Origin of the sequence: Thermohahella caldifontis, from assembly GCF_041153465.1 — a bacterium.
Taxonomy (GTDB): domain Bacteria; phylum Pseudomonadota; class Gammaproteobacteria; order Pseudomonadales; family Oleiphilaceae; genus Thermohahella; species Thermohahella caldifontis.
Genome location: NZ_CP154858.1, coordinates 1,209,100 through 1,233,918, shown reverse-complemented (window position 1 = coordinate 1,233,918; position 24,819 = coordinate 1,209,100). Strand labels below are relative to the sequence as shown.

At 59.8% G+C, this 24,819-nt stretch carries 23 protein-coding genes; 17 read left to right on the top strand and 6 right to left on the bottom strand.

Annotated features, from left to right (window positions below):
* Position 1: 1 nt before the first annotated feature.
* Genes AAIA72_RS05995 through map form a run of 4 tightly spaced genes read right to left on the bottom strand, consistent with a single transcriptional unit; the run spans position 2 to position 5,082 of the window.
* A complete protein-coding gene (locus AAIA72_RS05995; protein WP_369602506.1) occupies positions 2 to 358 on the bottom strand; it encodes a Spx/MgsR family RNA polymerase-binding regulatory protein in 357 nt (118 codons plus the stop codon).
* Positions 352 to 1,572 carry a succinyldiaminopimelate transaminase gene (gene dapC, locus AAIA72_RS05990; protein ID WP_369602505.1) on the bottom strand — a complete coding sequence of 407 codons (1,221 nt, stop codon included), beginning with the start codon at positions 1,570 to 1,572 and terminating at the stop codon, positions 352 to 354. The genes AAIA72_RS05995 and dapC overlap by 7 nt, the downstream gene beginning before the upstream one ends.
* Before the next feature lie 60 nt (positions 1,573 to 1,632).
* A complete protein-coding gene (locus AAIA72_RS05985) occupies positions 1,633 to 4,287 on the bottom strand; it encodes a [protein-PII] uridylyltransferase (RefSeq protein WP_369602504.1) in 2,655 nt (884 codons plus the stop codon).
* Positions 4,288 to 4,290: 3 nt separating this feature from the next.
* Positions 4,291 to 5,082, bottom strand: a complete 792-nt coding sequence (gene map, locus AAIA72_RS05980; protein ID WP_369602503.1) for a type I methionyl aminopeptidase — start codon at positions 5,080 to 5,082, stop codon at positions 4,291 to 4,293.
* A 355-nt stretch (positions 5,083 to 5,437) separates the two neighbouring features.
* Between map and AAIA72_RS05975 the strand changes: the two genes are divergently transcribed.
* The 16 genes from AAIA72_RS05975 to rnhB all read left to right on the top strand — a co-directional run bounded on the left by AAIA72_RS05975 (position 5,438) and on the right by rnhB (position 21,019).
* Complete coding sequence (locus AAIA72_RS05975) at positions 5,438 to 6,598, top strand: hypothetical protein (RefSeq protein ID WP_369601481.1); 1,161 nt, start codon at positions 5,438 to 5,440, stop codon at positions 6,596 to 6,598.
* 184 nt (positions 6,599 to 6,782) lie between these two features.
* Complete coding sequence (gene rpsB / locus AAIA72_RS05970; RefSeq protein ID WP_369602502.1) at positions 6,783 to 7,544, top strand: 30S ribosomal protein S2; 762 nt, start codon at positions 6,783 to 6,785, stop codon at positions 7,542 to 7,544.
* Between the two features lie 61 nt (positions 7,545 to 7,605).
* Entirely contained in the window at positions 7,606 to 8,475 is an 870-nt protein-coding gene (tsf, locus tag AAIA72_RS05965) for a translation elongation factor Ts (protein ID WP_369602501.1), read from the top strand.
* 90 nt (positions 8,476 to 8,565) lie between these two features.
* Positions 8,566 to 9,294 carry a UMP kinase gene (gene pyrH, locus AAIA72_RS05960; RefSeq protein ID WP_369602500.1) on the top strand — a complete coding sequence of 243 codons (729 nt, stop codon included), beginning with the start codon at positions 8,566 to 8,568 and terminating at the stop codon, positions 9,292 to 9,294.
* A 10-nt stretch (positions 9,295 to 9,304) separates the two neighbouring features.
* A complete protein-coding gene (gene frr / locus AAIA72_RS05955) occupies positions 9,305 to 9,862 on the top strand; it encodes a ribosome recycling factor (RefSeq protein WP_369602499.1) in 558 nt (185 codons plus the stop codon).
* Between the two features lie 15 nt (positions 9,863 to 9,877).
* Positions 9,878 to 10,654, top strand: coding sequence for an isoprenyl transferase (locus AAIA72_RS05950; RefSeq protein WP_369602498.1), 777 nt, complete (start codon positions 9,878 to 9,880; stop codon positions 10,652 to 10,654).
* Positions 10,648 to 11,487 (top strand): phosphatidate cytidylyltransferase, encoded by an 840-nt coding sequence (locus AAIA72_RS05945; RefSeq protein WP_369602497.1) that lies wholly within the window; start codon positions 10,648 to 10,650, stop codon positions 11,485 to 11,487. Before AAIA72_RS05950 ends, AAIA72_RS05945 begins: the two co-directional genes overlap by 7 nt.
* Positions 11,484 to 12,674, top strand: a complete 1,191-nt coding sequence (locus AAIA72_RS05940; RefSeq protein ID WP_369602496.1) for a 1-deoxy-D-xylulose-5-phosphate reductoisomerase — start codon at positions 11,484 to 11,486, stop codon at positions 12,672 to 12,674. The genes AAIA72_RS05945 and AAIA72_RS05940 overlap by 4 nt, the downstream gene beginning before the upstream one ends.
* 3 nt (positions 12,675 to 12,677) lie before the next feature.
* Positions 12,678 to 14,033: an RIP metalloprotease RseP gene (rseP, locus tag AAIA72_RS05935; protein WP_369602495.1), complete on the top strand. Its 1,356-nt coding sequence runs from the start codon at positions 12,678 to 12,680 to the stop codon at positions 14,031 to 14,033.
* A 63-nt stretch (positions 14,034 to 14,096) separates the two neighbouring features.
* Positions 14,097 to 16,388 (top strand): outer membrane protein assembly factor BamA, encoded by a 2,292-nt coding sequence (gene bamA / locus AAIA72_RS05930; protein ID WP_369602494.1) that lies wholly within the window; start codon positions 14,097 to 14,099, stop codon positions 16,386 to 16,388.
* Between the two features lie 32 nt (positions 16,389 to 16,420).
* Positions 16,421 to 16,921: an OmpH family outer membrane protein gene (locus tag AAIA72_RS05925; protein ID WP_369602493.1), complete on the top strand. Its 501-nt coding sequence runs from the start codon at positions 16,421 to 16,423 to the stop codon at positions 16,919 to 16,921.
* A 4-nt stretch (positions 16,922 to 16,925) separates the two neighbouring features.
* Positions 16,926 to 18,017 carry a UDP-3-O-(3-hydroxymyristoyl)glucosamine N-acyltransferase gene (lpxD, locus tag AAIA72_RS05920; protein ID WP_369602492.1) on the top strand — a complete coding sequence of 364 codons (1,092 nt, stop codon included), beginning with the start codon at positions 16,926 to 16,928 and terminating at the stop codon, positions 18,015 to 18,017.
* A 7-nt stretch (positions 18,018 to 18,024) separates the two neighbouring features.
* Positions 18,025 to 18,465, top strand: coding sequence for a 3-hydroxyacyl-ACP dehydratase FabZ (gene fabZ, locus AAIA72_RS05915; RefSeq protein ID WP_369602491.1), 441 nt, complete (start codon positions 18,025 to 18,027; stop codon positions 18,463 to 18,465).
* A gap of 2 nt (positions 18,466 to 18,467) precedes the next feature.
* A complete protein-coding gene (lpxA, locus tag AAIA72_RS05910; protein WP_369602490.1) occupies positions 18,468 to 19,241 on the top strand; it encodes an acyl-ACP--UDP-N-acetylglucosamine O-acyltransferase in 774 nt (257 codons plus the stop codon).
* On the top strand, positions 19,225 to 20,409 hold the full coding sequence (lpxB, locus tag AAIA72_RS05905) for a lipid-A-disaccharide synthase (protein ID WP_369602489.1): 1,185 nt from the start codon (positions 19,225 to 19,227) through the stop codon (positions 20,407 to 20,409). Before lpxA ends, lpxB begins: the two co-directional genes overlap by 17 nt.
* A complete protein-coding gene (rnhB, locus tag AAIA72_RS05900; protein ID WP_369602488.1) occupies positions 20,402 to 21,019 on the top strand; it encodes a ribonuclease HII in 618 nt (205 codons plus the stop codon). The genes lpxB and rnhB overlap by 8 nt, the downstream gene beginning before the upstream one ends.
* 159 nt (positions 21,020 to 21,178) lie before the next feature.
* Here rnhB and fdxA read toward each other — a convergent pair whose 3' ends face one another.
* Both fdxA and mutS read right to left on the bottom strand, forming a co-directional pair.
* A complete protein-coding gene (gene fdxA / locus AAIA72_RS05895) occupies positions 21,179 to 21,502 on the bottom strand; it encodes a ferredoxin FdxA (protein ID WP_369602487.1) in 324 nt (107 codons plus the stop codon).
* 119 nt (positions 21,503 to 21,621) lie between these two features.
* The gene (gene mutS / locus AAIA72_RS05890) at positions 21,622 to 24,171 is read right to left on the bottom strand and encodes a DNA mismatch repair protein MutS (RefSeq protein WP_369602486.1); all 2,550 of its coding nucleotides are present in this window, start codon (positions 24,169 to 24,171) and stop codon (positions 21,622 to 21,624) included.
* A 66-nt stretch (positions 24,172 to 24,237) separates the two neighbouring features.
* Here mutS and AAIA72_RS05885 point away from each other — a divergent pair, with 66 nt between their 5' ends.
* The gene (locus AAIA72_RS05885) at positions 24,238 to 24,777 is read left to right on the top strand and encodes a CinA family protein (protein ID WP_369602485.1); all 540 of its coding nucleotides are present in this window, start codon (positions 24,238 to 24,240) and stop codon (positions 24,775 to 24,777) included.
* The last annotated feature ends 42 nt before the right edge of the window (positions 24,778 to 24,819 follow it).

Sequence of the window (24,819 nt, the reverse complement as noted above, 5' to 3'; positions counted from 1 at the left end):
CTCAGGAATGGGTCAGAAATCGATGTGAATAGGCGTCAGCATCAAAGCCGACCACCTGAATGGTGTCTCCGTCAGTCATGACAGGGCGTTTGAGCAGCGTCGGATACCGGATGATCAGCCGGACGGCCTCATCATGGGTACTGAACCGGCGCTCCGCTTCGGGAATCTGTCGCCATGTGGCAGAGCGTGTGTTGATCAGGTCGGCAGGGGCCTTGTGTTCCAGCCACTGACGTACCAGGGCTTCCTCAAGACCGTCCTGGCGCACATCATGGAATTGCCAGGCAACCTGGTGGGCGTCCAGCCACCTGATCGCCTTGCGCACCGTATCACAATTGCGGATACCGTAAACTGTCAGCATGTCCGTTGTGCCTCCGGAAGATAGTTGGATAGTACGGTGCGGATCCGGACGGCCGCTTCTTCGCAGTCGGCCTCGCTGGCAACCAGTGCCATGCGGCAATGATTCACGCCGGGATCCTGATCATCGCAGCTCCGTGACAGATAACGTCCGGGTAGGATCACCACGTTGGCCTGCTGATACAGGACTCGGGCCAGCGCCTCGTCGGCAACAGGTGTTTGTGCCCAGAGATAAAAGCCGGCGTCGGTCCGGCGCTGGGGCCAGACATCTTCCAGGGTGGACATGAAGACCTGAAACTTGCGCCGATAGGCGGCACGGTTGGCCTGCACGTGGCCTTCGTCCTGCCAGAGCGCAGCGCTGGCGGCCTGAACCGGCAGGGGCAGCGTGGCCCCGTGGTAGGTCCGGTACCTGAAATAAGCCTGCAGGATGTCCGGATCACCGGCCACAAAACCCGAACGCAGGCCGGGTGCGTTGGAGCGTTTTGACAGAGAGTGAAACACGACGCAGCGGGCAAAATCCGGATTGCCGACAGCTTCCGACACCTGCAGTAAGCCGGGAGGCGGAGTCTGCTCGTCCGGATAGATTTCGCTGTAGCATTCGTCCGAAACGATCACGAAGTGGTAGCGGTGGGCCAGCCGGATGGCCTCGGCGAGCTGCGCCTCCGGCATGACCGCGCCGGTGGGGTTGCCGGGAGTGCAGAGAAACAGGATCTGGCAGCGTTGCCACACGGCCTCCGGAACGGCGGCGAGATCCGGCAGGTAATCGTTCTCCGGCGTGCAGGGCATCAGCCAGGTTCCGGCACCGGCCAGCAGGGCGGCACCTTCATAAATCTGGTAGAACGGATTGGGCATGACCACCAAGGGGGCAGTGTTCCGGTCAATGGTCGCCTGTGTGAAGGAAAACAGTGCTTCGCGGGTGCCCGCGACCGGCAGAATGTGCCTTGCCGGATCCAGGTGTGTCTCCGGTATGCGGAAGCGACCCGACAGCCAGCCGGCAATGGCTTCCCTGAGGGTATCCTCACCCCGTGTGGTGGGATACTTGTTGAACAGATGGGCGTTGCGGGCCAGGGTTTGGGCCGCGATGTCCGGCAGCGGATGCATGGGCTCACCGATGGAAAGCCGGATCGGCGGCAGATTGGGCGGCGGCTTCACGCCGTTCAGCAGCATGCTCAGCTTCTGAAACGGATAAGGCTGAAGTTGATCCAGTGTGGGGTTCATGGTCCTGTTCGGTTTCTCTTGATGATGTCTTGTCCGGAGATGCAGGCTTCTTGTGGCCGGCTATCCCCAGTTGTCCAGCGCCTGTTTCAGCGCATCGGCCGTGCGCTGGCAGAGCGCGGCGTCCCGGATGGGGGCACCCTGTTCGTCGGTGACGACGAAGACGTCTTCCACGCGCTCGCCCAGCGTGGCAATCCGCGCACTGACCAGGCGTACACCCTGTTCCAGCAGCACCCGTCCGATCCGTGCCAGCAGACCCGGGCGGTCAGGCGTGATCACTTCCATCAGTGTCCGGTGATTGACCGTGTCGTTGGAAAAGGTGACTTCCGTCGGGAACGAGAAGTGTCTGAGCTTTCGCGGCGTACGACGGTGGATGATTTCGCTGAAATCGCGCGGATCATCCAGGGCCTCGAAGACCTCCTGCTTGATCTGATTGCGCTCGGCCTGGCTGATGGGGTGATCATCCTCGGCGGCCACCACGAACGTGCTCAGGGTCTGGTCCCCCGAGTGGCTGTAAATGCGTGCCTCGACAATGTTCAGGTTCAGCTGCTCCAGCGTGGCCGTGGTGGCGGCAAAGAGGGCTTCGTCGGCGGGGGCAAAGATCAGAATCTGAACGTAACCCTGTGCGGCCCCACCCTTGGCATCGCGGATGAGCACCAGTGGCTCGTCAGGTCGGGTATGACGAAGCACCGCTGCCGTCTGCCAGGCAATCTCCGTGGTCGAGGCTTGGAGGAAGTAGTCCGGCTCCAAGCGGTCCCAGAGCTGGTGTACCTTTTCCGGGTCGAAGCCTTGCCCGCGCAGGATATCGATCGCTTCCGCCTGGGTCGCCTGAATCCAGCGTTCGCGGTCGGGTGGCGTGTCGAGTCCCTTGCGCATGGCCCGGACCGTTTCCGTATAGAGTTGACGAAGCAGGGCGCCGCGCCAGGTATTCCAGAGCTTGGGGTTGGTGGCACTGATATCGCAGACGGTCAGCACGTACAGATAGTCAAGATGAACCTGGGAGTCCATCTTGCTGGCGAATTCATGCACCACGTCCGGATCGGAGGGGTCCTTGCGCTGGGCCGTCATGGACATCAGCAGGTGATTACGAACCAGCCAGGACACCAGTCGCGTATCCCGCTCACTCAGATGGTGACGCTTGCAGAAACGCTCCACATCCTTTGCGCCCAGCTCCGAATGATCGCCGCCGCGCCCCTTGGCAATGTCGTGATACAGGCCGGCGATGTAAAGCAGTTCCAGCTTCGGGAGGCGGTGCACCAGACGTGACGCCAGCGGGTAGGTCTCGAAGCTGCCGGGCGACTGCAGGGAGACCATGTTGCGGATCACCTTGATGGTGTGGTCGTCCACGGTATAGATATGAAAGAGGTCATGCTGCATCTTGCCGATGATGCGTCCGAATTCCGGGAGATAGCGCCCCAGAATGCCGTAACGGCGCATGCGTGACAGGGTCTTGTGCAGCGCATGCGGCGTCTTGAGAATTTCCACGAAGAGGGACGTTACCCGCAGATCCTTCCTGAAATCCTCGTCAATGAGGTGGCGCTCCTCCCGCATCAGCCGGATGGTGCTGGCACGGATACCGCGGATTTCCGGGTGTTGCGCCATGAGCAGGAAGATTTCGATCAGTGCAAAGGGGTAGTGGCCAAAGATCCGGTCGTTGGTCACTTCAATGTAGTCATTGACCAGGTGGAACCGTCGGTTGAGTGGAATGGGCGTTTCCTGGTCATCCTCCCCCAGGATGGTCTGGTCATAGTACTGGAGCACCACATCGTTCAGCTCGGCCAGTCCCAGAGCATACCGGTAGTAACGCTGCATCATCTTTTCGACGGCAGTGCCTTCTTGGCTGTCCGTGAAATGCAGCTTTTCGGCCACGGCGCGCTGGAGATCGAACAGCAGGCGATTTTCATTCCGGCCGGTGATGCTGTGCAGTGCCCAGCGCAGCTGCCAGAGAAAGCGCTCTCCGTCACGCAGCAGCTTGCGTTCATCCGGAGTGAGAAAGGAGTAGCTCTGATTGTCCGGCGTGAACCCGAAATGACGCTTGGTGATCCAGTTGAGGGTCTGAATGTCCCTCAGCGAGCCCGGAGAGGTCTTGACGTTGGGTTCCAGGTTGTACTCCGTGTCACCATACTTGGTATGCCGCGCTTTCTGCTCGTCGCGCTTGGCCAGATAGAAGGCACGGTCCGTGAACGTCTCGTCGGAATAGGCGCGCTTGCTCATGACGATGCGCAGTCGATCCGAGCCGGCAATGGTGCGCGTCTCGAGCAGGTTGGTGGCAATGGTGATATCGGCCGCAGCCTGACGGATGGTTTCGGAGATGGTGCGCACGCTCAGCCCGATATCCAGCTTCAGATCCCAGAGCAGGGGAACGAACCGCTCCAGTGCTTCGCGATAGCGCTCCTGATCGCACTCATCGTCCAGCAGCACAAGCAGATCCACATCCGAATGGGGGAGAAGCTCGCTCCGGCCATATCCACCCACCGCCAGCAGCGCGATACGATCAGGTTCAGGCCAGTCGAAAGCGGTCCACAGCTTCCCGAGCACCGCATCCACGGCTTCGCTGCGGGCATGAATCAGGGCCTCCACGTCGGCACCTTCGTCGAAGGCCGCATCCAGCGTTTTCTGGTAGGTCTCCAGAAGCTTGCGCAGCGGAACCGGCTGGGCAGGCGCCGCTTCCACTTCGGCGAGAAACTGTCTCTTGTGCTCAGCCAGGGCAGCGTCCACGCCTTACTCCTTGTCCGTGACGCCGGGAATCACTTCCCCTTTTCGCAAGGTCAGCACCTCACAGCCGTCGGCGGTGACCAGAATGGTGTGCTCCCACTGGGCAGACAGCTTGCGGTCCTTGGTGACCACTGTCCAGTTGTCCGGCAGAACCTTGCAGTGACGTTTGCCCTGATTGATCATGGGCTCAATGGTAAAGGTCATGCCTTCGCGCAGCACCATGCCCGTGCCGGGGGTACCATAGTGCATGACCTGCGGGTCTTCGTGAAATCCCTTGCCGATGCCGTGACCGCAATACTCGCGGACAACGGAATAGTAGTTGGATTCGGCATGCTGCTGGATAACATGACCGATATCGCCCAGACGGGTGCCGGGTCTGACCAGGGCAATGCCCTTGTACAGGCACTCCTGGGTGATCCGCACGAGCCGCTCTGCAGCGGGCTTGGGTTCGCCCACGAAGAACATGGCGCTGGTATCGCCGTGGTACCCGTCCTTGATCACCGTGATGTCGATGTTGATGATGTCACCGGCCTTCAGCACCTTCTTGTCACTGGGGATGCCATGGCAGATCACGTGGTTGACCGACGTGCAGATGGACTTCGGGAATCCCTTGTAGTTGAGTGGGGCAGGGATGGCATTTTGCTCGTTGACGATGTAATCGTGACAGATGCGATCCAGCTCGCCGGTGGTGACGCCGGGCTGTACATAGGGTTCGATCATTTCCAGCACTTCGGCAGCCAGGCGGCCGGCGACGCGCATCTTTTCGATTTCTTCGGGAGTCTTGATAGTGACGGTCATCTGAAAGGGGTATCCAGGCTTGTCCAGGTAAAATGGCAGGGTATTGTATCCCGACTGCGCGGCCGTGTCACATGGGGGCAGGCGCTTTGCCGGGGCGGACGAAATGAGGTTTCTCTGACGTCTCCCCATTTTTTCAGAAGGCGCCATTCAACCTTTTGACTTTAAGGGGAAAAACGTGATGTGGTAACGGAATCGGGGTTTCCCTCCAGGTACAATGTGATTGCCTATAAGTCACTGAACCCAAAGGAAAACCCCGATGCCTTACCATGCCACAGATCGGACAAAATGGAAAGCCCGCCTCTGCAGCCTGATTGACCAGGCACCTGAACAGATCACACGGCCTGTGAGAAAACTCATGGCAGAGGTCACTTTCGGCATCCTCACTTCCGGTTCCCTCACGCAGGCAGAGATTGCCCGCACACTCAATGAGCCATGCAGACTGCACCATACCCAGAAGCGCATCTCCCGCATGCTGGCCGGACACAGTGAAGTGGCCTGGGCCGCAGAGCAGGTGCAGCTTGCTCACGTCAGCCGGCACGTCACGCAGGACATGATCCTGGCCATTGATCCGGGCGATCTGAACCGTGACGGCGCACCGAAAAGTGAATGGCGGGGCCGCGTCAGGGACGGCGATACCGGAGAAATTGTCGGCGGATATCCGCTGATGACCGTGGTGGCACGGGATGTCCGGCGCGGGAAGACGCTGCCGTTGCTGACCCGCCTGAATACCCCGCGGCGCACGGCATTCAGAAGCGAGAACCATGACATTCTCTCGGTGATGGATGAAGTGAGCCGGCATATCCGGAAGGATCTGCTCTGGGTGATAGACCGGGGAGGCGACCGGGGCATCCTGTGGGATGCCTGGATCCGGTGTGAGCGCCAGGTGCTGGTCAGAGCGGCCAATCAGCGCTACTGGTGCTGGCGGGACCGCCATAAAACAGCGCAGCAGATTGCCCGTGAACTGCCGCTGAAGCATCAGGGGCAGCTCAGACGGGGAGGCCCCCGCGTCAGGTTTGGTATCACCCGGGTGATGCTGCGAGAGCATCCGGACAGCCCCTTGTGGATGATTGTCGTCCGCCATGACCGCCCGGAGCCTCTGGTGCTGGTTACCACGCGTCCGGTGCGCGGAAGGCGACAGGGAGAGCGCATGATACATGCCTACATGGACCGCTGGGCCTGCGAGGAAGGCTACCGCTTTACCAAGCAGGGCTTTGCGCTGGAGTCTGTACCGGCACGGCGCTTCACCACACTTCAGAATCTGGTTGCGCTGGCGAGTCTGGCCTGGGGACTGCTTGCCGTCTGGCAGGACCGGGATAGCTGTCTGATCAGAAGTTCACGCCGGCAAAAGCCGGACAAGGCGCTTAAGTTCCCGTTCTACAGCCTGCTCAAGGGATGGCAGAACCTGTTCAGAGGTGCACGGGTGCTGTTCTGGCCACTTTGGCGCAAACGAAAAACACGAAGTCTGATTGATGACTTGTTTGCCCGAAATGGTTCTCTCGCCACGGGGCCGGGGTAAAAAATGGGGAGACGCCAGTGAGGTTTCTCACTTTCAATAAAGGGCGGATTGTGGTATAAAGCGCGCGCCGTTTGCTTTGGCAAATGGACTAAAACACACGCACACCGGCACGTGATTCAGGGTGCCTTCGGGTTGGATCATGGGGTGTGCGGAGGCTTAACCCTGTAAAATCAAAGGTAAACACATGGCACAAGTCAGCATGCGTGACCTGCTCAAGGCAGGCGTACACTTCGGGCACCAGACCCGTTTCTGGAATCCCAAAATGCGCAAGTACATTTTTGGTGCGCGCAACAAGATTCATATCATCAACCTGGAAAAGACCGTTCCTGCGCTGGAAGAAGCCGTGCACATGGTGCGCAACATGGCAGCCCGCAAGAACAAGATCCTGTTTGTGGGGACCAAGCGTTCCGCCGCCAAGATCATCAAGGAAGAAGCAACCCGCGCCGGCATGCCTTATGTCAACCATCGCTGGCTCGGCGGCATGCTCACCAACTACAAGACCATCCGTCAGTCCATCCGTCGTCTGCGTGAGCTGGAAACCCAGAGCCAGGACGGAACCTTCGACAAGCTGACCAAGAAAGAAGTCCTGATGCGTACCCGCGAAATGGAGAAGCTGGAGCGCTCCATCGGTGGTATCAAGGATATGGGCGGTCTGCCTGATGCGCTGTTCGTGATCGATGCGGATCACGAGCGGATTGCCATCAAGGAAGCCAACAAGCTGGGTATTCCCGTGATTGCCGTGGTGGATACCAACAGCGATCCCGATGGTGTGGATCTGGTCATTCCGGGTAACGATGATGCCATTCGTGCAATCCAGATCTACGCAAGCCTGATTGCGGACGCCTGTATCGAAGGTGCCCAGCAGGGAGTCAGCGAAGACGAGTTTGTTGAAGTCAGCGAAGAAGAGCCTGCAGCGCAGGACGCTGGCACTGACAGCGAAGCATGAGTGTGGGCGGGGGCTCATCGAGGCCCCCGCATATTCCGAACAGAACACAGAGGATTCCGAGATGGCAGCTATTTCTGCATCCCAGGTAAAAGAACTGCGTGAGCGTACCGGCCTTGGCATGATGGAGTGCAAGAAGGCACTCGTGGAAGCCAATGGTGATATTGAAGCCGCAATTGAAAACCTGCGTAAAAGCAGCGGCCTGAAAGCCGCAAAGAAGGCAGGCCGTGTTTCCGCGGATGGTGTGGTCGCGGCGAAGGTGTCCGAAGACGGTACCTATGGCCAGCTGGTCGAAGTGAACAGCGAAACGGACTTTGTGGCCCGTGACGATAACTTCCTCGCTTTTGTGAAGCAGGTGCAGGAGGCGGCTTTTGACGCGCGTCAGACTGATGTGGCCGCACTGATGGAGGGCGCTCTGGAAGAGGCTCGTCAGGGTCTGGTTCAGAAGGTCGGTGAAAACATCAACGTGCGTCGTGTCGCTGACGTGGAAGGCGGCGTGGTGGCAGCCTATGTTCACGGCAACAACAAGATCGGCGTCCTGATTGCGCTGGAAGGTGGTGATGCCGAGCTGGCCAAGGATATCGCCATGCACGTGGCCGCCGTGAATCCGCGCTTTGTGGCACCGGAAGATGTTTCCGAGGATGTTATTGCCAAGGAGCGCGAAATCTATGAGGCCCAGGCTGCACAAAGCGGCAAGCCGGCCGAGATTATTGCCAAGATGGTAGATGGTCGCATCAGGAAGTTCCTGAGCGAAATCAGCCTGCTTGAGCAGCCGTTTGTCAAGGATCCGGATACCAAGGTCGGTGACCTGCTGAAAAAAGCCGGTGCCAAGGTGCTCAAGATGGTGCGGTTTGAAGTGGGTGAAGGTATCGAAAAGCAGGAAAGCAACTTTGCCGAGGAAGTGGCTGCGGCTGCAGGCCTGAAGAAAGACTGATTCGGGTCGCATCCTGATGATTGACTGGCGAGAGTTGGCTTGGCTGCTCTCGCCGGTTTGCTATATGAAGACTGAAAACCGGAGCGAGACATGCCTGCCAAAGACAATACACAACCACGCTACAAAAGGGTGCTGCTGAAGCTCAGTGGAGAGGCCCTGATGGGATCCGAGAGCTTTGGTATTGATCCACGGGTTCTGAACCGGATGGCGCTCGAAATCGGCCAGCTGATCGGTATTGGTGTTCAGGTCGGGCTGGTGATCGGTGGCGGCAACCTTTTCCGCGGGCAGGCGCTTCAGGAAGCAGGCATGGACCGGGTTACGGGCGATCACATGGGCATGCTTGCCACGGTCATGAACGGTCTGGCCATGCGTGACGCTCTGGAACGCTCGAACATTTCTACCCGTGTCATGTCTGCCATTCCCATGAGTGGCGTTGTGGATGTGTATGATCGCAGGCGAGCCATTCGTGACCTGAAAGACGGTGACGTGGTAATCTTCTGTGCCGGTACGGGCAATCCCTTTTTCACCACGGATTCCGCAGCCTGCCTTCGGGCCATTGAAATCGAGGCAGACCTGGTACTGAAGGCCACCAAGGTCGATGGCGTGTACACGGCAGATCCGGTCAAGGATCCCAGTGCAACGAAATTTGATCGTCTGACCTATGATGAGGTGCTGGATCGGAAGCTGGGGGTCATGGATCTGACAGCCATCTGTCTGTGCCGCGACCACAATATGCCTGTGCGCGTATTCAACATGAACAAGCCCGGCGCATTACTGAATATTGTTGTAGGCGAGAATGAAGGCACATTGATTGAGTGAGGAGACGGCAGTGATTAACGATATCAAGAAGGACGCTGAAGCGCGGATGCAGAAGTCCGTTGAGGCACTTGCCCACGCGTTTGCCAAGATCCGGACGGGCCGCGCACATCCCAACATTCTGGATAGTGTCATGGTGCCGTATTACGGAACCGACACACCGCTTACCCAGGTGGCCAATGTTCATGCGGAAGATGCCCGAACGCTGGCCATTTCTCCCTGGGAAAAGCAGATGGTGCCGGTGATTGAAAAGGCGATCATGAAGTCGGATCTGGGTCTGAATCCCTCCACGTCAGGTGATGTCATCCGGGTACATCTTGCAGCGCTGACTGAAGAAACCCGAAAGGAGCTGGTCAAACAGGCCCGTCACGAAGCGGAGAATGCGCGGGTTTCCATCCGCAATATCCGGCGTGACGCCAATGCGGACATCAAGGAGCTCCTGAAGGAAAAGGAAATCTCGGAGGACGAAGAAAAGAAGGCGCTGGACGCCATCCAGAAACTGACGGATCAGTATATCGCCAAGGTGGATGAGGCGCTGGCTGTCAAGGAAAAAGACCTGATGGAGGTCTGACCGGACGCTTTGCTCATGACAGATTATTCCAGGATTCCGCTGGACGCACCCAAGGTGCCACGGCACGTTGCCATCATCATGGATGGCAATAACCGCTGGGCGCGTCAGCGGCATTTGCCAGGCGTCGCCGGACACAAGGCGGGCGTCGATGCTGTCCGGGCTGTTGTGGAAACCTGCGCCCGGGCAGGTGTTGAGGTCCTCACGCTGTTCGCATTCAGCAGCGAGAACTGGCGTCGCCCCAAGGATGAAGTCAGTGCACTGATGAGGCTCTTCATGCTGGCGCTTGACCGGGAAGTGAGGCGCCTGCACCGAAATAACCTTCGGCTGCGGATCATAGGTGACCGCAGCGCTTTCAGTGATGCGTTGCAGCAAAAGATGGCAGAAGCCGAGGCGCTGACGGCCGACAATACCGGCATGACTCTTGTGATTGCCGCCAACTATGGCGGACGCTGGGACATGACGCAGGCCGCACGTCGTGTTGCTGAAAGGGTCAAAAGCGGTGAGCTGGAGCCGGGTGACATTGATGAGGCCACCCTCCATCAGCATACGGCTCTGTCGGATCTGCCCCCGCCGGATCTCATGATCCGAACGGCAGGTGAACTTCGGATCAGCAATTTCATGCTCTGGCAGCTGGCCTACTCGGAATTCTATTTCGCTGATGTGTTCTGGCCGGACTTCCGTGAGCAGGCCATGCAGGAGGCACTGGCTGCGTATGCCAGCCGGCGCCGTCGCTTTGGACAAACTGATGAGCAGCTGGATGCCCGGCTGGCCGGAGACACTGATTCATGCTGAAACAACGAGTCATCACCGCACTCATTCTGGCCCCTCTTTTCCTTGCACTGGTGTTTCTTGCTGATGATCGCATCTTTGCGCTGGTCATTGGTGCGATCGTGACACTGGCGGGCTGGGAATGGGCCCGGCTTTCGGGCCTGAAACGGGCTTGGCAGCGGATACTGTACGCCCTGACACTGGTGCCGGCCATCTGGCTTGTCGCGCACCGTGAAGTCACCACCGTGCTGAGTGCTTCGCTCATCTGGTGGGGCATTGCGGCGCTGCTGGTCGTGACCTATCCGTTCTCCGCAAGGTCGTGGTCCAACCCGGTATTGCGACTGGCGGTGGGTTATCTCGTGCTGGCACCGACCTGGTTGGCGGTCACCCGCATGCGGGAGGGAGACTGGACAGGGCTGGGTGTGCCCGCAGACGGTTCTCCCTGGATGCTGCTCTACAGCCTGGCCATCGTCTTTTGTGCGGATATCGGGGCCTACTTCGCGGGCAAGACCTTCGGAAAACACAAGCTGGCGCCCCGGGTCAGTCCGGGCAAGTCCATCGAAGGTGTGGTGGGGGGTGTGCTGGCTGTGGCCCTGTTTGCCTGGTCCGTGGGCAGTATGGTATTACACATGACCTCTGCACAGCTGGGGAGCTGGGTCGGCGTATCCATGCTCTGCGGCCTGTTGTCCGTTCTGGGTGACCTGATGGAAAGCCTGGCCAAGCGCGAGGCGGGCGTGAAAGACAGTTCCTCACTCCTCCCGGGCCATGGCGGTATCCTTGACCGGATCGACAGCATTACATTGGCCGCGCCGCTGTTTCTGTTCATTGCGCTGCAGCTCGGTTGGGTGGCGGTGTGACCCGGCGGGTTGTCATTCTCGGCGCAACCGGTTCCATCGGCCAGAGTACTCTGGATATTCTCGCACGCCATCCCGAAACCTTTGAACTGGTCGGGGCGACGGCACACCGGCAGACGGATGCACTGGCTCGTATTGCGCAGGCACACCGGTGCCCGTGGGTTGCGGTGACCGACCCTGCCGTGGACGTTTCGGACGTCGCGGAGGTGGCTCGGGTTCTCCAGGGCGAAGATGCGGCCGTCGAGCTGATCCGTTTGACCCGCCCGGATATTGTGGTCGCTGCCATTGTGGGAGCGGCGGGATTGCTGCCTGCACTGGAAGCGGTGAAGCAGGGCTGCCGGGTGTTGCTGGCCAACAAGGAATCGCTGGTGATGGCCGGTGAGTTGTTCATGGCCGAAGTCGCCCGTCACCGGACGGAGCTTTTGCCCGTGGACAGCGAACACAATGCCATTTTTCAGGCGTTGCCCGCCGAAGCCCAGCAGCTCTGGCGCCGGCCTGATCTCAGGTCCCATGGCGTCCGGGGTATTGTACTCACCGCATCGGGCGGGCCGTTCAGGGGACGCACGGCCGAACAGCTTGGTGATGTCACCCCGGCAGAGGCCTGCGCCCATCCCAACTGGTCCATGGGACGCAAGATCTCGGTAGATAGTGCCACGCTGATGAACAAAGGGCTGGAACTGATCGAAGCCTGCTGGCTCTTTGGTCTCAGTCCCTCGGATATTGATGTGCATATTCATCCCCAGAGCATCGTGCATTCGGCTGTCCGCTATCTGGATGGCTCCGTGGTGGCTCAACTGGGTGCGCCGGACATGCGTACACCCATCGCCTATGGCCTGGCCTGGCCCGACCGTCTGGAGGCGGGCGTCGCGCCGCTGGATCTGTTCGCAGCCCGATCACTGACCTTCGAGACGCCGGAACCGGAAGTATTTCGCTGCCTGCCACTGGCTGCGCGGGCGTTTGAAGCGGGCGGGGTGGCCCCTGCCGTACTCAATGCGGCCAATGAGGTGGCGGTAGAGGCCTTTCTCAATGAGCGCATCGGATTTTTAACAATTGCTCATGTACTGGAATCCACCCTGGAGAAACTGGATAATTTTGCCGCTGTCTCGGTGGAAGCGGTACTTGAGGCGGATGACTGGGCGAGACGAGCGGCCAGTGAATGGATTGCCAAACACTCCGGGAACAGGTCATGAATCATGCTTGAACTTCTGCATACCGTGCTGGCGCTGGTGGTCACGCTGGGCGTACTGGTCACCTTTCACGAATACGGGCACTTCTGGGTTGCCCGCAAACTGGGCGTGAAGGTGATTCGCTTCTCTGTCGGTTTTGGCGCGCCGCTCTGGATCTGGCACGGTCGCGATGGCGTTGAATATGTGATCGCCGCCATCCCACTGGGCGGCTATGTGAAAATGCTGGACGAGCGCGAAGGTCCGGTGGCACCGGACGAGGTGCACGCCGCATTCAACCGCAAGTCGCCCTGGGCCCGTATCGCCATTGCGGCGGCCGGCCCGCTGGCCAATTTTCTGCTGGCCATTGTTGTGTATGCGGTCGTCGCGTTCGGTGGTACCACCAAGGTGCTGCCTGTGGTCGGTGAGGTGCTGCCGGAATCCCCGGCTGCCGAGGCGGGTATTCCTGAGGGGTGGGTAATCGAGTCCATCGACAATGAGCCGGTCCTGGACTGGAATGATGTCAACATCCGTTTGATTGAACGGCTGGGCGAGACCGGAGAGCTGGTGATCCGGTTGAGACCGCTTGAAGGGAGCGAAAGCAGGGATTTCAGTCTTGCGGTGCGCAACTGGCTGCAGGGCGAGGCCCAACCGGATCCCATCCGGGCGCTGGGGCTCAAGCCCTGGCGGCCGGCCCTGGAGCCAGTAATCGGGGCTGTGGTTCCGGGCAGTGTCGCCGAAGAAGCGGGCCTGAAGGCGGGAGACAGAGTGCTGTCCATCGAAGGTGAGCCCGTGACCGACTGGATGGAACTGGTTGAACGGGTTCAGGCTTCTGCGGGCGTGCCCCTGGACATGACTGTTCAGCGCCGGGACGAGACGCTGACATTGCGGGTGGTGCCCCAGACGGTTGAGCATGAAGGTCGCTCCATTGGCCGCATCGGTGCTCAGGTGCGCGCACCGCAGTGGCCTGAAGCCATGCTCCGTACGGTCCACTATGGCCCGCTCGAAGCGGTGGCAGAAGGCTGGCGGCAGACTGTGGACATGACGTGGCTGACGCTGGACTCCATGAAAAAAATGCTGGTGGGCATGATTTCCGTCGAAAATATCGGCGGGCCGATTACCATTGCCAAGGTGGCCGGAGCCACCGCCAGCATGGGGCTGGACAGTTTTCTGACCTTTCTGGCCCAGCTCAGTATCACGCTGGCGGTGCTGAATATCCTGCCCATTCCGGTGCTCGACGGCGGGCACATTCTCTTTTACAGCATTGAAATCCTGCGTGGGCGCCCGCTGTCCGAGGCGGCGCAGATGATGGGAATCCGCATCGGCATGGCGCTGATCGGGGCCCTGATGTTTCTGGCGATATTCAACGATATCGCTCGCCTTTAAATCCTGTTTGAAGTAGGGGAGCCAGTGAGGCACGCCAAGGTAAATGTATTCAGTAAAGGGGCCATGATCCTGGGATTGTGGCTGCTGGCCGGCACGGCGTCGGCGTTTCCGGTGGATGATATCCGGGTGGAAGGCCTTCAGCGCGTATCGGCAGGTCGGGTCATCAATGCACTGAATATCGAGCTCGGTGACGACGTGGACCCGGCCGATACCGCGCGGGCGATCCGGGATCTGTTCAAGACAGGGCTGTTCCGGGATATCCGTGTCGGTCGGGACGGCAATGTGCTGGTGGTTCAGGTACAGGAACGACCGGCCATCAGCAAGATCGATATTGAAGGCAACAAGAACATCGAGACCGATCAGCTGCTCAAGGCTCTGAAGGCTGCTGGGCTCGAAGAGGGCAGGGTCTTCCGCCTGTCCACCCTGAAGCAGATCGAGTTGGAACTGCTGAAAAGCTATATCGAGCAGGGGCGTTACAGTGCCCGTGTGGAGGCCAGCACGGAAAAGCAGACCGGCAACCGGGTCAAGATCCGCATCGAGATCAAGGAAGGGCCCGTTGCGACCATTCACCACCTGAATATTGTCGGCAACAAGGACGTGGATGACGGCACTCTGACGGATTTGCTGGATCTGGAGACAACCGGATTCTGGGCCAACGTGTTCAATTCGGACAAGTATTCCCGGCAGAAGCTGGCCGGTGATCTGGAGAAGATCCGCAACTGGTATCTGGATCATGGCTATATCAAGGCCACCATCGATTCCACCGAGGTTTCCATCAGTCCGGACCGCGAGCAGGTGTACATCACGGTGGATGTGACGGAGGGGCCGCAGTACCGCATTCGTGACGTGGCCCTCAAGGGCGATCTCATCGTGCCCGAGGCCGAGCTGCGCGAGCTGATCCGGCTGGAGCCCGGCGAAGTGTTCAATCAGAAGCAGGTCAACTTCTATGCCGACCTCATCAGCAAGAAGCTGGGCGCCGAAGGTTATACCTTTGCCACGGTATCGGCCATCCCGACGCCACACGAGGAAGACAAGACCGCTACCGTGACCTACTATGTGGACCCGGGCAAGCGGACCTATGTGCGGCGCATCAATTTCAACGGCAATGTCTCCACGGCGGATGAGGTGCTGCGTCAGCAAATGCTGCAGATGGAAGCTGCGCCTGCCAACAGCGATCTGATCGAAGCCTCCAAGACGCGCCTTGACCGTCTGGGATTCTTCAAGACCGTGTCCGTGGATACCCCGCTCGTGCCCGGCCATGATGACCTCATTGACGTCAACTACACCGTGGAAGAACAACCCACCGGCAGCCTCAGCGCCAGCATGGGTTTCTCGCAGAGTGACGGCCTGCTGCTGGGTGTCAGCGTGACGGAAAAGAACTTTTTCGGTACCGGTCGCAGTGTATCCTTTGGTCTCAACCGCAGCGCCAGTGTCAAGAGCGCCAATCTGTCGTACACGAACCCGTTCTTCACCATTGACGGAGTCAGCCGCGGTTTCCGGGTGTTCTACAAGGAGACTGACTACGAGGCCTCGGACATTTCCTCCTACAGTTCGGACAATCTGGGGGCGGCGATGACCTTCGGCTATCCCATCGACCGGGTGAGCCGGCTGCGTTTCGGTCTGCAGGCGGAAAGCCGCAACATCAAGCTGGGCACCTATCCGGCTCAGGAAATCACCGATTTCATCAACACCAACGGCAACAAGTTCGATGCGGTCCTGATCACCGGAAGCTGGACCCGCTCCACGCTGAACAAGGGGGTTTATCCCACGCAGGGCTGGTCACAGACACTGGGGGCGGACATCACGTTACCGAAACTTTCGGACCTGACGTACTACAAAGTGCAGTATGAATCGGATTACTATGTTCCCCTGTCAGACAGTCACGAGTGGGTGGTCCGGCAGCGCACCAACCTGGCCTATGGCAATGCGTATGGCTCAACGGCATCGCTGCCCTTCTATGAGCATTACTATGCCGGCGGTTTCGGTTCCGTGCGTGGCTTCGAGAACTCCAGTCTGGGTCTGCGGGGCACGCCGGATGCGCTGGATCCGGATCAGTCCGGCGATCCGTTTGGCGGGAACCTGCTGACCGAATTCAGTCTCGAGCTGATTTTCCCCTTTGCACTGCTGGAAGACCGGTCCGCAGTGCGCAGCGCGCTGTTCCTGGACGCGGGGAACGTGTTTGATACCGACCGGGGATTCGATCCGGCGCTGGATGAGCTGCGCGTCTCGGCGGGGGTCTCGCTGGCCTGGATCACCCCAGTGGGCCCCCTGTCCTTCAGCCTGGGCAAGGCCATCCGGAAGAAGGATGGGGACAATACGCAGTTCTTCCAGTTCATGCTGGGGCAGACTTTCTGACCCGGCGTCAATCATAACAAGGAGACAGACACATGATGAAGCGAATGATGGGCGTATTCTTTGCCCTGTTTCTGGCCGGGCAGGCCATGGCAGAGCTCAAGGTGGCCGTGGTGGATTATCGTGGTGCACTCATGGCATCCGATGCGGCTCAGGAATATACCAAGCAGTTGAAAAAGGAGTTTGCCGGCAAGGAAGAGGAAATCCGCAAACTGGGGGAGGAAGCGCAGAAGCTGCGTGATCGGCTTCAGAAAGATGCTGCGATCCTGAGTGAAACGGAAAAGGCCCGTCTCAAGAGCGAGTTCGATGCCAAGGTTCAGGATTTCGAATATCTCAAGCGCAAGTATCAGGGGCAGATATCCCAGCGTCAGGAAGCGTTTATCCGTGAATCCGAGCCTCGGCTCCAGAAGGCACTTCAGGCGCTGATTGAGAAGGGCAACTATGACCTGGTTCTGCCCAGACAGTCCGTTATCCATGTCAAACCGGCACTGGATATCACTCCGGAGCTGATCAAGCAGCTCAACGCACAGAAGTGACGTCATGCTGACGCTCAGGTCATTGGCGGAACAGATCGGTGCCGAACTGCGGGGTAATCCGGATGCACCGGTGCGCGGGCTGAATACACTGGATGCAGCCGGTCCGGATGAGGTGAGCTTTATCGCGAACCCGACCTACGTACCGAAACTGGCACATACCCGTGCCCTTGCGGTCATTGTGGCGCCCGATCTGGCGGAGCAGGTGCCTTCGGCGGCGCTGGTCATGGGCAATCCCTATCTGGGTTACGCCCTCGCGTCCCGGTTGTTTGTCTCCCGGGAGGCTGAACGCGCAGAGGGGATTCATCCTTCTGCCACCGTGGATGAGGCTGCCGTGATCGGGGAGGGTGTGTCGATCGGCCCCAACGTGGTGGTGGAGGCGGGTGCCCGGATTGGTGCGCGGACACGCATTGATGCCGGCTGCTTCATCGGCACCGGCTCAATGGTGGGCGAAGATTGTCATCTTTACCCGCATGTGACACTTTATCACGGTGTGACGGTGGGGGATCGCGTCATTGTTCACAGCGGTGTGGTCATCGGTTCGGACGGCTTCGGGTTTGCCCCGGCGTTCGGTGACCTGTCCCGTCAGAGCGCCAGAAAGGATCTTTCTCCGGGCTTTTACAAGATTGCCCAGATTGGCGGTGTGCGGATCGGCAATGATGTCGAAATCGGTGCCAATACCACCATTGACCGGGGTGCCCTCAGTGATACAGTCATCGAGGATGGCGTCAAACTCGATAATCAGATCCAGATTGCACACAACGTCAGGGTCGGCAAACATACGGTTATGGCGGCATGCTCGGGGATTGCCGGCAGTACGACCGTCGGTTCGCACTGCATGATAGGCGGTGGTGTGGGTATCGCGGGCCATCTGACTCTCTGCGACGGGGTTCAGATCACGGGCATGACCCTGGTCTCCCATTCCATTCATGAACCGGGAACCTACTCGTCCGGCACTGCGGTCGAGCCCAATGCACAATGGCGCCGCAATGTGGCACGTTTCCACCAGTTGGACAAGCTGGCCAGAAAGGTCACGGCCCTGGAAAAGGCCATCCGGCAACTGGCTTCCGGAAGCCGCTCTCAAGAATCCGAGGATTGAACTCACCATGACCATCCAGATCAATGAACTGTTCGAGTATCTGCCGCATCGCTATCCTTTTCTGCTGGTGGACCGGATACTCGAGGTGGAGCCCGGCAAGCGCGCCCGCGGCATCAAGAACGTGACTGTGAACGAGCCCTGCTTTACCGGGCACTTTCCGGGTAATCCCATCATGCCGGGCGTCCTGATCATCGAGGCCATGGCTCAGGTGGCCGGTGTGCTGGGCTTTGTGACCGTTGGCAAGAAACCTGCCGACGGTTTCACGTATTATCTTGCCGGGGCGGACAAGGTTCGCTTCAAGCGCCCGGTGATCCCGGGAGACCAGCTGGTCATGGATGCCAACTTCATCATGGACAAGCGCGGTATCTGGAAATTTGCCTGCGAGGCCCGTGTGGACGGGCAGCTGGTCTGCAGTGCGGAGATTCTGACAGCAGAGAGAAGTATTTGACGATGGCGATTCATCCCCAGGCGATTGTTGATCCGCGGGCCGAACTGGCTCCGGATGTTGAGGTGGGCCCCTTTTCCGTCATTGGCCCCGATGTGTCCATTGACACCGGTACAGTGATTCACTCTCATGTGGTGGTCAAGGGACCGACCCATATTGGCAGGCACAACGAAATCTTTCAGTTTGCTTCCGTGGGCGAGGCTTGTCAGGACAAGAAGTACAAGGGAGAGCCGACCCGCCTCGAGATCGGCGACCACAACGTGATCCGGGAAAACTGCACGCTGCACCGGGGCACGGTTCAGGATGAGGGCGTGACCCGCATGGGCAGTCACAACCTGCTGATGGCATATGTTCATGTGGCACACGACTGCCGTATCGGTGATCACGTCATTCTGGCCAACATGGCCACACTGGCCGGGCATGTGACGGTAGATGATCACGCCATTCTGGGCGGCGGTACGATGGTGCATCAGTTCTGCCACATCGGCGCACACAGCATGGCCGGAGGGGGTAGTATTGTCCTCAAGGACATCCCCGCCTTCGTCATGGCCAGCGGGCAATCGGCCAAGCCGCATGGTCTGAATGTGGAAGGACTGAGGCGCAGAGGTTTTTCTCCCGAGCAGATCCGTACGCTCAAGAACGCCTACAAGCGTGTTTATCGTCAGGGGTTGACGCTGGACGAGGCCATTTCCCGGATACTGGAAGAATCCGGTGATGAGCCCATGATCCAGGTCTTTGTGGACAGCCTCCGGCGGGCCACCCGTGGTATCGTCCGCTGAACACACCCCGTCCCCGGGCGCCCGTCCGCATTTTGGTCTGGTTGCGGGTGAGGCTTCCGGGGACATCCTCGGCGCCGGCCTGATCCGCGCCCTGAAAGCCCGTTATCCTCAAGCGCGCTTTACCGGCATCGGCGGGCCCCTCATGTGTGCCGAGGGGATGGTCAGCCTGTATCCCATGGAGCGGCTTTCCGTCATGGGGCTGGTGGAGGTGCTGGGACGCCTGAGGGAGCTGTTTGCCATCCGCAGAGGCCTGCTGGATCACTTCAGCGGAGACCGGCCGGATGTGTTCATCGGCATTGATGCGCCGGATTTCAATCTGCGCCTGGAGAAACCGCTCCGGGCGGCCGGAATACCGACGGTGCATTATGTCAGCCCTTCGGTCTGGGCATGGCGCCAGGGTCGGATCAAGACCATCCGCAAAGCTGTGGACTGCATGCTGACCCTGTTCCCGTTCGAGGTGGACTTTTATCGCGAGCATGGTGTCCGGGCCGTCTGTGTCGGCCATCCGCTGGCAGACGAGTTGCCCTTACGGCCGGATGTGGTGCAGGCCCGGCACGCGCTGAACCTTCCTCAGGACAGACCGGTAGTGGCCATCCTTCCCGGTTCCCGGCATGGCGAGGTCAGCCGTATCGGTCCGGTATTCATGGAAACGCTGGTGCGTATTCATCAACGGCGGGGAGATGTCCATTTCGTGATACCTGCCGTCAATGCGGACCGAAAGGCTCAGATTGCCGGCTTGCTGCAAGCATTGGGCGGCACGCTTCCGGTAACCCTGATCGAAGGTCAGTCCCGCACCGCGATGATGGCGGCCGACGTGGTGCTGCTGGCTTCCGGGACGGCCACACTGGAGGCCATGTTGCTGAAGAAGCCCATGGTCGTGGCCTATCGTCTGGCATTGCTGACCTACTGGATCATGCGCCGGCTCATCCAAGTACCTTGGGTATCGCTGCCCAACCTCCTGGCGGGACGGGAGCTGGTACCCGAGCTTCTTCAGCATGCTGCCGTACCGGAACGACTGGCAACGGCTGTACTGGAACGGCTGAAACCCGAAGCGGCTGCGGCGTTGCAACAGACATTCACCGAGATTCACCGTCAGCTGAGGCTCAACGCCAGTGAGAAGGCTGCGGATGCCGTTGCATCTCTCCTGAAGGAGGCACCTCGTGTCTGAACAGCTCTCCTTTCTGGATCCGGAAACACCGGAGCCGGTCAGGCTGTGCGGTGTGGATGAGGTAGGCAGGGGGCCACTGATCGGTCCGGTGGTTGCCGCTGCGGTGATTCTGGATCCGGACAGGCCGATCAGCGGACTGGCGGACTCCAAGAAGCTGACCGAACGAAAAAGGGAGGCGCTGGCCGAAGAAATCCGCGAAAAGGCTCTGGCATGGGCGATTGCGGAAGCGTCTGCCCGGGAGATTGATCGCCTCAATATTCTTCAGGCCACCTTTCTGGCGATGCAAAGGGCTGTGGCGCAGCTGTCCATCACGCCGCAGCACGTGTATGTGGACGGTAACCGGGCACCCGCCTTCGGGGTTCCCGCAACGGCAGTCGTCAAGGGGGATCAGAAAGTCCCCGCCATTTCCGCCGCATCCATACTGGCCAAGGTTCACCGGGACCAATGGATGATTGACCTGGACAGGCAGTTCCCCGGCTATGGTTTTGCCGCCCACAAGGGCTATCCGACAGCAGCGCATCTGGAGGCACTGGCAAGGTTGGGGGTTCTGGACGAGTACCGAACGACCTACAGGCCTGTCAGGCAGATTCTGGAAGCCGGGAAAGCATGAGCCGGTGAGACGTTTCCGGCCCGTTGCGGGCGTGTCCGGGCCGCTCGATTCCGGCTGAAGCCCGGGCGTGGGTGGATAACACCGAATACCTGAGTGACGGGGAACGCACGGCACAACACGGGTAACCCGTGGTGTGCCGCGATGTCCTGTGTCGCTGAATTACTTTTCCAGATATTTCAGCTTGCCCTTGACGCCATCCCACTCGGCGGCATCCGGCAGGGGATCTTTCTTTTCGGTGATGTTCGGCCACACCCGGCACAACTCGGCATTGATTTCGATAAACTGCTTCTGATCTTCCGGCAGCTCATCTTCCGAGAAAATGGCCTGGGCCGGGCATTCGGGTTCGCACAGGGCACAGTCAATGCACTCGTCCGGATCAATGACCAGAAAGTTCGGTCCTTCATAGAAGCAATCCACCGGACAGACTTCCACGCAGTCTGTGTACTTGCACTTGATGCAGTTTTCGGTAACGACAAAGGTCATGATGGGTTCCTAATAGTTAGAGTGGTCCAGGGCGCAGTGCCTCTTCACAGCGTTCAGGCCGGGTATTTTAGGCCGTTTGCGCCCCGTGCCGCAACTTCGCCCGTGCTCAAATACGGCTTTCAGCGCTCCAGACCGGAGCGTAGCTCGTACAAAAGCTCCAGTGCCTGCCGGGGCGTCAGCGAATCCGGGTCGATGGCCTTGAGGCGTGATTCTATTTCGGACTCGGGCGGCTCGGCGAACATGTCGGGCTGAATATCATGCAGCGGTGTGTGCCGGCTCTGGTTTTCCAGCTTCTGCAGCCGCTTGCGTGCCTGCTGGATGACCTGCCGGGGAATGCCCGCAAGCTGGGCCACCTGGATCCCGTAACTCTGGCTGGCCGGCCCTTCCAGCACACTGTGCAGGAAGACAATGGTGTCCTGATGCTCCCGGGCCGTCAGGTGCACGTTGACAACACCGGGAATGAGCGCCGGCAGCTCGGTAAGCTCGAAATAGTGTGTGGCGAACAGGGTCAGTGCGTTGAGCTTGCGGGCCAGATATTCGGCAGCGGCCCATGCGAGTGACAGGCCGTCATAGGTGCTGGTGCCCCGGCCGACCTCATCCATGAGGACGAGGCTGTGGGCCGTGGCATGATTGAGAATGTTGGCGGTTTCCGTCATCTCGACCATGAAGGTGGAGTGGCCGCCGGCGATGTCGTCGGAGGCGCCCATGCGCGTGAAGATCCGGTCAATCGGTCCGAGGGTGGCGGCCGATGCCGGAACATGACTGCCGCAGTACGCCAGCAGCACGATCAGGGCGGTCTGGCGCATGTAAGTGCTCTTGCCGCCCATGTTCGGGCCGGTAATGATCAGCATGTGGCGGTTGTCGTTCAGCGTCAGATCGTTCGGAACGAAAGGTCCGTCCAGCAATTGTTCGACAACGGGATGCCTGCCGTCACGGATCTCGATCCGGCGCTCATCCACCAGCGTGGGCGCACAGAAGCGCAGGGTCTGGGCCCGTTCGGCGAAGGTGGTGAGCACGTCCAGGGTAGCCAGTGCGCGGGCACACTTCTGAAGGACAACGAGGTCCGCCTTGAGCGTCTCCAGCAGTTGTTCGTAGAGGTACTTTTCCCGCGCCAGTGCCCGGCTGCGTGCACTCAGTGCCTTGTCCTCGAACTCTTTCAGTTCGGGGGTAATGAAGCGTTCCGCATTCTTGAGGGTCTGCCGGCGCACGTACTCGGTGGGCGCCTTGTCGGAATGGGTGCGTGGAATCTCGATGTAATAGCCGTGTACCCGGTTGAAGCCCACCTTGAGTGAGGCTATGCCCGTCCGTTCCTTTTCCCGGACCTCAATCGCCAGCAGATGGTCACCGGCATGTTCACTCAGTCCCCGCAGCTCATCGAGCTCGGCATCAAAGCCTTCGGCGATGACGCCACCATCCCGGATCGTGACCGGCGGATTGTCGATCAGCGCGCGTTCGAGCAGATCTGTCAGCCCGGGGAAGGTGCCGGCATCCGCAGCAAGCTGTCCAAGCAAGGGCTCGTCATGGGGCGCCAGCGTCTCCTGCAGCTCGGGCAAGATGGCCAATGCGTCACGCAGACGGGTCAGGTCACGGGGGCGGGCCGATCCGAGGCCCACCCGGGCCAGGATCCGCTCAATGTCTCCCACACGCTTGAGGAGGGCGTGAATGGGGTCATCCAGGGCCTGGTCGCACAGATAGGTGACGCACGACTGCCTGCGCATGACTTCGGCCCGGTCGCGAAGCGGACGATTGAGCCAGCGCTTGAGCAGGCGACTGCCCATGGCGGTGGCTGTCTTGTCCATCACCCAGGCCAGCGTGAAGCGACTGTCTCCACGCAGATTGATGTCAATCTCAAGATTCCGGCGTGTGGCCGCATCCAGGATGATGGCATCTTCGCTGCGCTCGCGGGTGAGGGACTGAATATGGGGCAACTCGTTCTGTTGCGTTTCCCGGGCATACTGAACCAGACATCCCGCTGCACCGACGGCCAGCGGTGCATCGGCACAGTCAAAGCCGCTGAGGTCATGGGTGCCCAGCTGCTCGCAGAGCAGACGTTCGCCGGTCTGCGTGTCAAAGTACCAGTCGGGTTGCTGGCTGATGGCGCACTCCAGGTTCAGCCCGTCTGTCCAGTCCGATCCTTCCTCCACCAGCAGTTCCGCCGGGCGCAACCGCTGGAGTTCCGCTTTCAGGGTGTCAGGATCGCGCAGTTCCTGAATCACGAACCGGCCAGCGGAAATGTCCATGACCGCCAGACCGAACCCCTTGTCGGATGTACGTACTGCAACCAGCAGGTTGTCCTGATGTTCATCCAGGTAGGCCTCTTCGCACAGCGTGCCGGGCGTGATGATGCGGACAACCTTGCGTTCCACCGGTCCCTTGCTGGTGGCCGGATCCCCGACCTGCTCACAGATCACCACCGATTCGCCGAGCCTGACCAGCCGGGCAATGTAGCTTTCGGCGGCGTGATAGGGCACACCGGCCATGGGGATCGGTTTGCCTGCGGATTGGCCCCGTGCCGTCAGGGTGATGTCCAGCAGTTCGGCTGCACGCTTGGCATCGTCGTAGAACAGTTCGTAGAAGTCGCCCATGCGGTAAAAGACCAACTGGCGGGGGTAGTCCGCCTTGATGGCCAGATATTGCTGCATCATGGGAGTATGTGCCGGACTGTTCATGGGCATCCTGTCTGATCTGTGGCTGGAAGGCTCTGGATTTTACGGGAAGGGGCCGGATTGATAAAGGTGGGGTGGGCTCGTATAGTGGCTGCAGCCATGGGAATTGTTCAGGGGGTACTGATGCGGGATTTGCTGATCAAGACGGGCAAGGTGCTGGTGGAACGGGGCTGGCGGGTCAGCACGGCCGAGTCCTGTACCGGCGGAGGCGTGGCACAGGCCCTGACGGAACTGCCGGGAAGTTCTGACTGGTATGAAGGCGGGGTGGTGGTCTACAGCAACCACCTCAAGCAGAGTCTGCTGAACGTGCCGGCGGAGCTGCTGGCTCGTGAGGGGGCGGTGAGCGAAGCGGTGGTTCGGGAAATGGTCCGTCAGGTTTGCCGGGTAACCGGTGTGGACGTGGGCGTGGCGACCAGCGGCATTGCGGGACCCGGAGGCGCCGTGCCTGGCAAGCCGGTCGGGACCGTCTGGATCGGCTGGTGCGTGCACGGTGAGGTTACGGCAGAGTGCTATCTGTTTGAAGGCGACCGGGCGGCAGTGCGTGAGCAGGCGGTGATGAATGCGCTCACCGGACTGCTGCACCGCATTGAGGCCTGGGAGGGCAGTTGAAGGTGCCGGGCTGCCTCTGAGACAATTGCGCATTGGCATTGC

Coding starts and splice junctions, on each gene's coding strand:
- AAIA72_RS05995 (WP_369602506.1), bottom strand. CDS start 358: ATGCTGACAGTTTACGGTATCCGCAATTGTGATACGGTGCGCAAGGCG.
- dapC (WP_369602505.1), bottom strand. CDS start 1,572: ATGAACCCCACACTGGATCAACTTCAGCCTTATCCGTTTCAGAAGCTG.
- map (WP_369602503.1), bottom strand. CDS start 5,082: ATGACCGTCACTATCAAGACTCCCGAAGAAATCGAAAAGATGCGCGTC.
- AAIA72_RS05975 (WP_369601481.1), top strand. CDS start 5,438: ATGGCAGAGGTCACTTTCGGCATCCTCACTTCCGGTTCCCTCACGCAG.
- rpsB (WP_369602502.1), top strand. CDS start 6,783: ATGGCACAAGTCAGCATGCGTGACCTGCTCAAGGCAGGCGTACACTTC.
- tsf (WP_369602501.1), top strand. CDS start 7,606: ATGGCAGCTATTTCTGCATCCCAGGTAAAAGAACTGCGTGAGCGTACC.
- pyrH (WP_369602500.1), top strand. CDS start 8,566: ATGCCTGCCAAAGACAATACACAACCACGCTACAAAAGGGTGCTGCTG.
- AAIA72_RS05950 (WP_369602498.1), top strand. CDS start 9,878: ATGACAGATTATTCCAGGATTCCGCTGGACGCACCCAAGGTGCCACGG.
- AAIA72_RS05945 (WP_369602497.1), top strand. CDS start 10,648: ATGCTGAAACAACGAGTCATCACCGCACTCATTCTGGCCCCTCTTTTC.
- rseP (WP_369602495.1), top strand. CDS start 12,678: ATGCTTGAACTTCTGCATACCGTGCTGGCGCTGGTGGTCACGCTGGGC.
- bamA (WP_369602494.1), top strand. CDS start 14,097: ATGATCCTGGGATTGTGGCTGCTGGCCGGCACGGCGTCGGCGTTTCCG.
- AAIA72_RS05925 (WP_369602493.1), top strand. CDS start 16,421: ATGATGAAGCGAATGATGGGCGTATTCTTTGCCCTGTTTCTGGCCGGG.
- lpxD (WP_369602492.1), top strand. CDS start 16,926: ATGCTGACGCTCAGGTCATTGGCGGAACAGATCGGTGCCGAACTGCGG.
- fabZ (WP_369602491.1), top strand. CDS start 18,025: ATGACCATCCAGATCAATGAACTGTTCGAGTATCTGCCGCATCGCTAT.
- lpxA (WP_369602490.1), top strand. CDS start 18,468: ATGGCGATTCATCCCCAGGCGATTGTTGATCCGCGGGCCGAACTGGCT.
- fdxA (WP_369602487.1), bottom strand. CDS start 21,502: ATGACCTTTGTCGTTACCGAAAACTGCATCAAGTGCAAGTACACAGAC.
- mutS (WP_369602486.1), bottom strand. CDS start 24,171: ATGAACAGTCCGGCACATACTCCCATGATGCAGCAATATCTGGCCATC.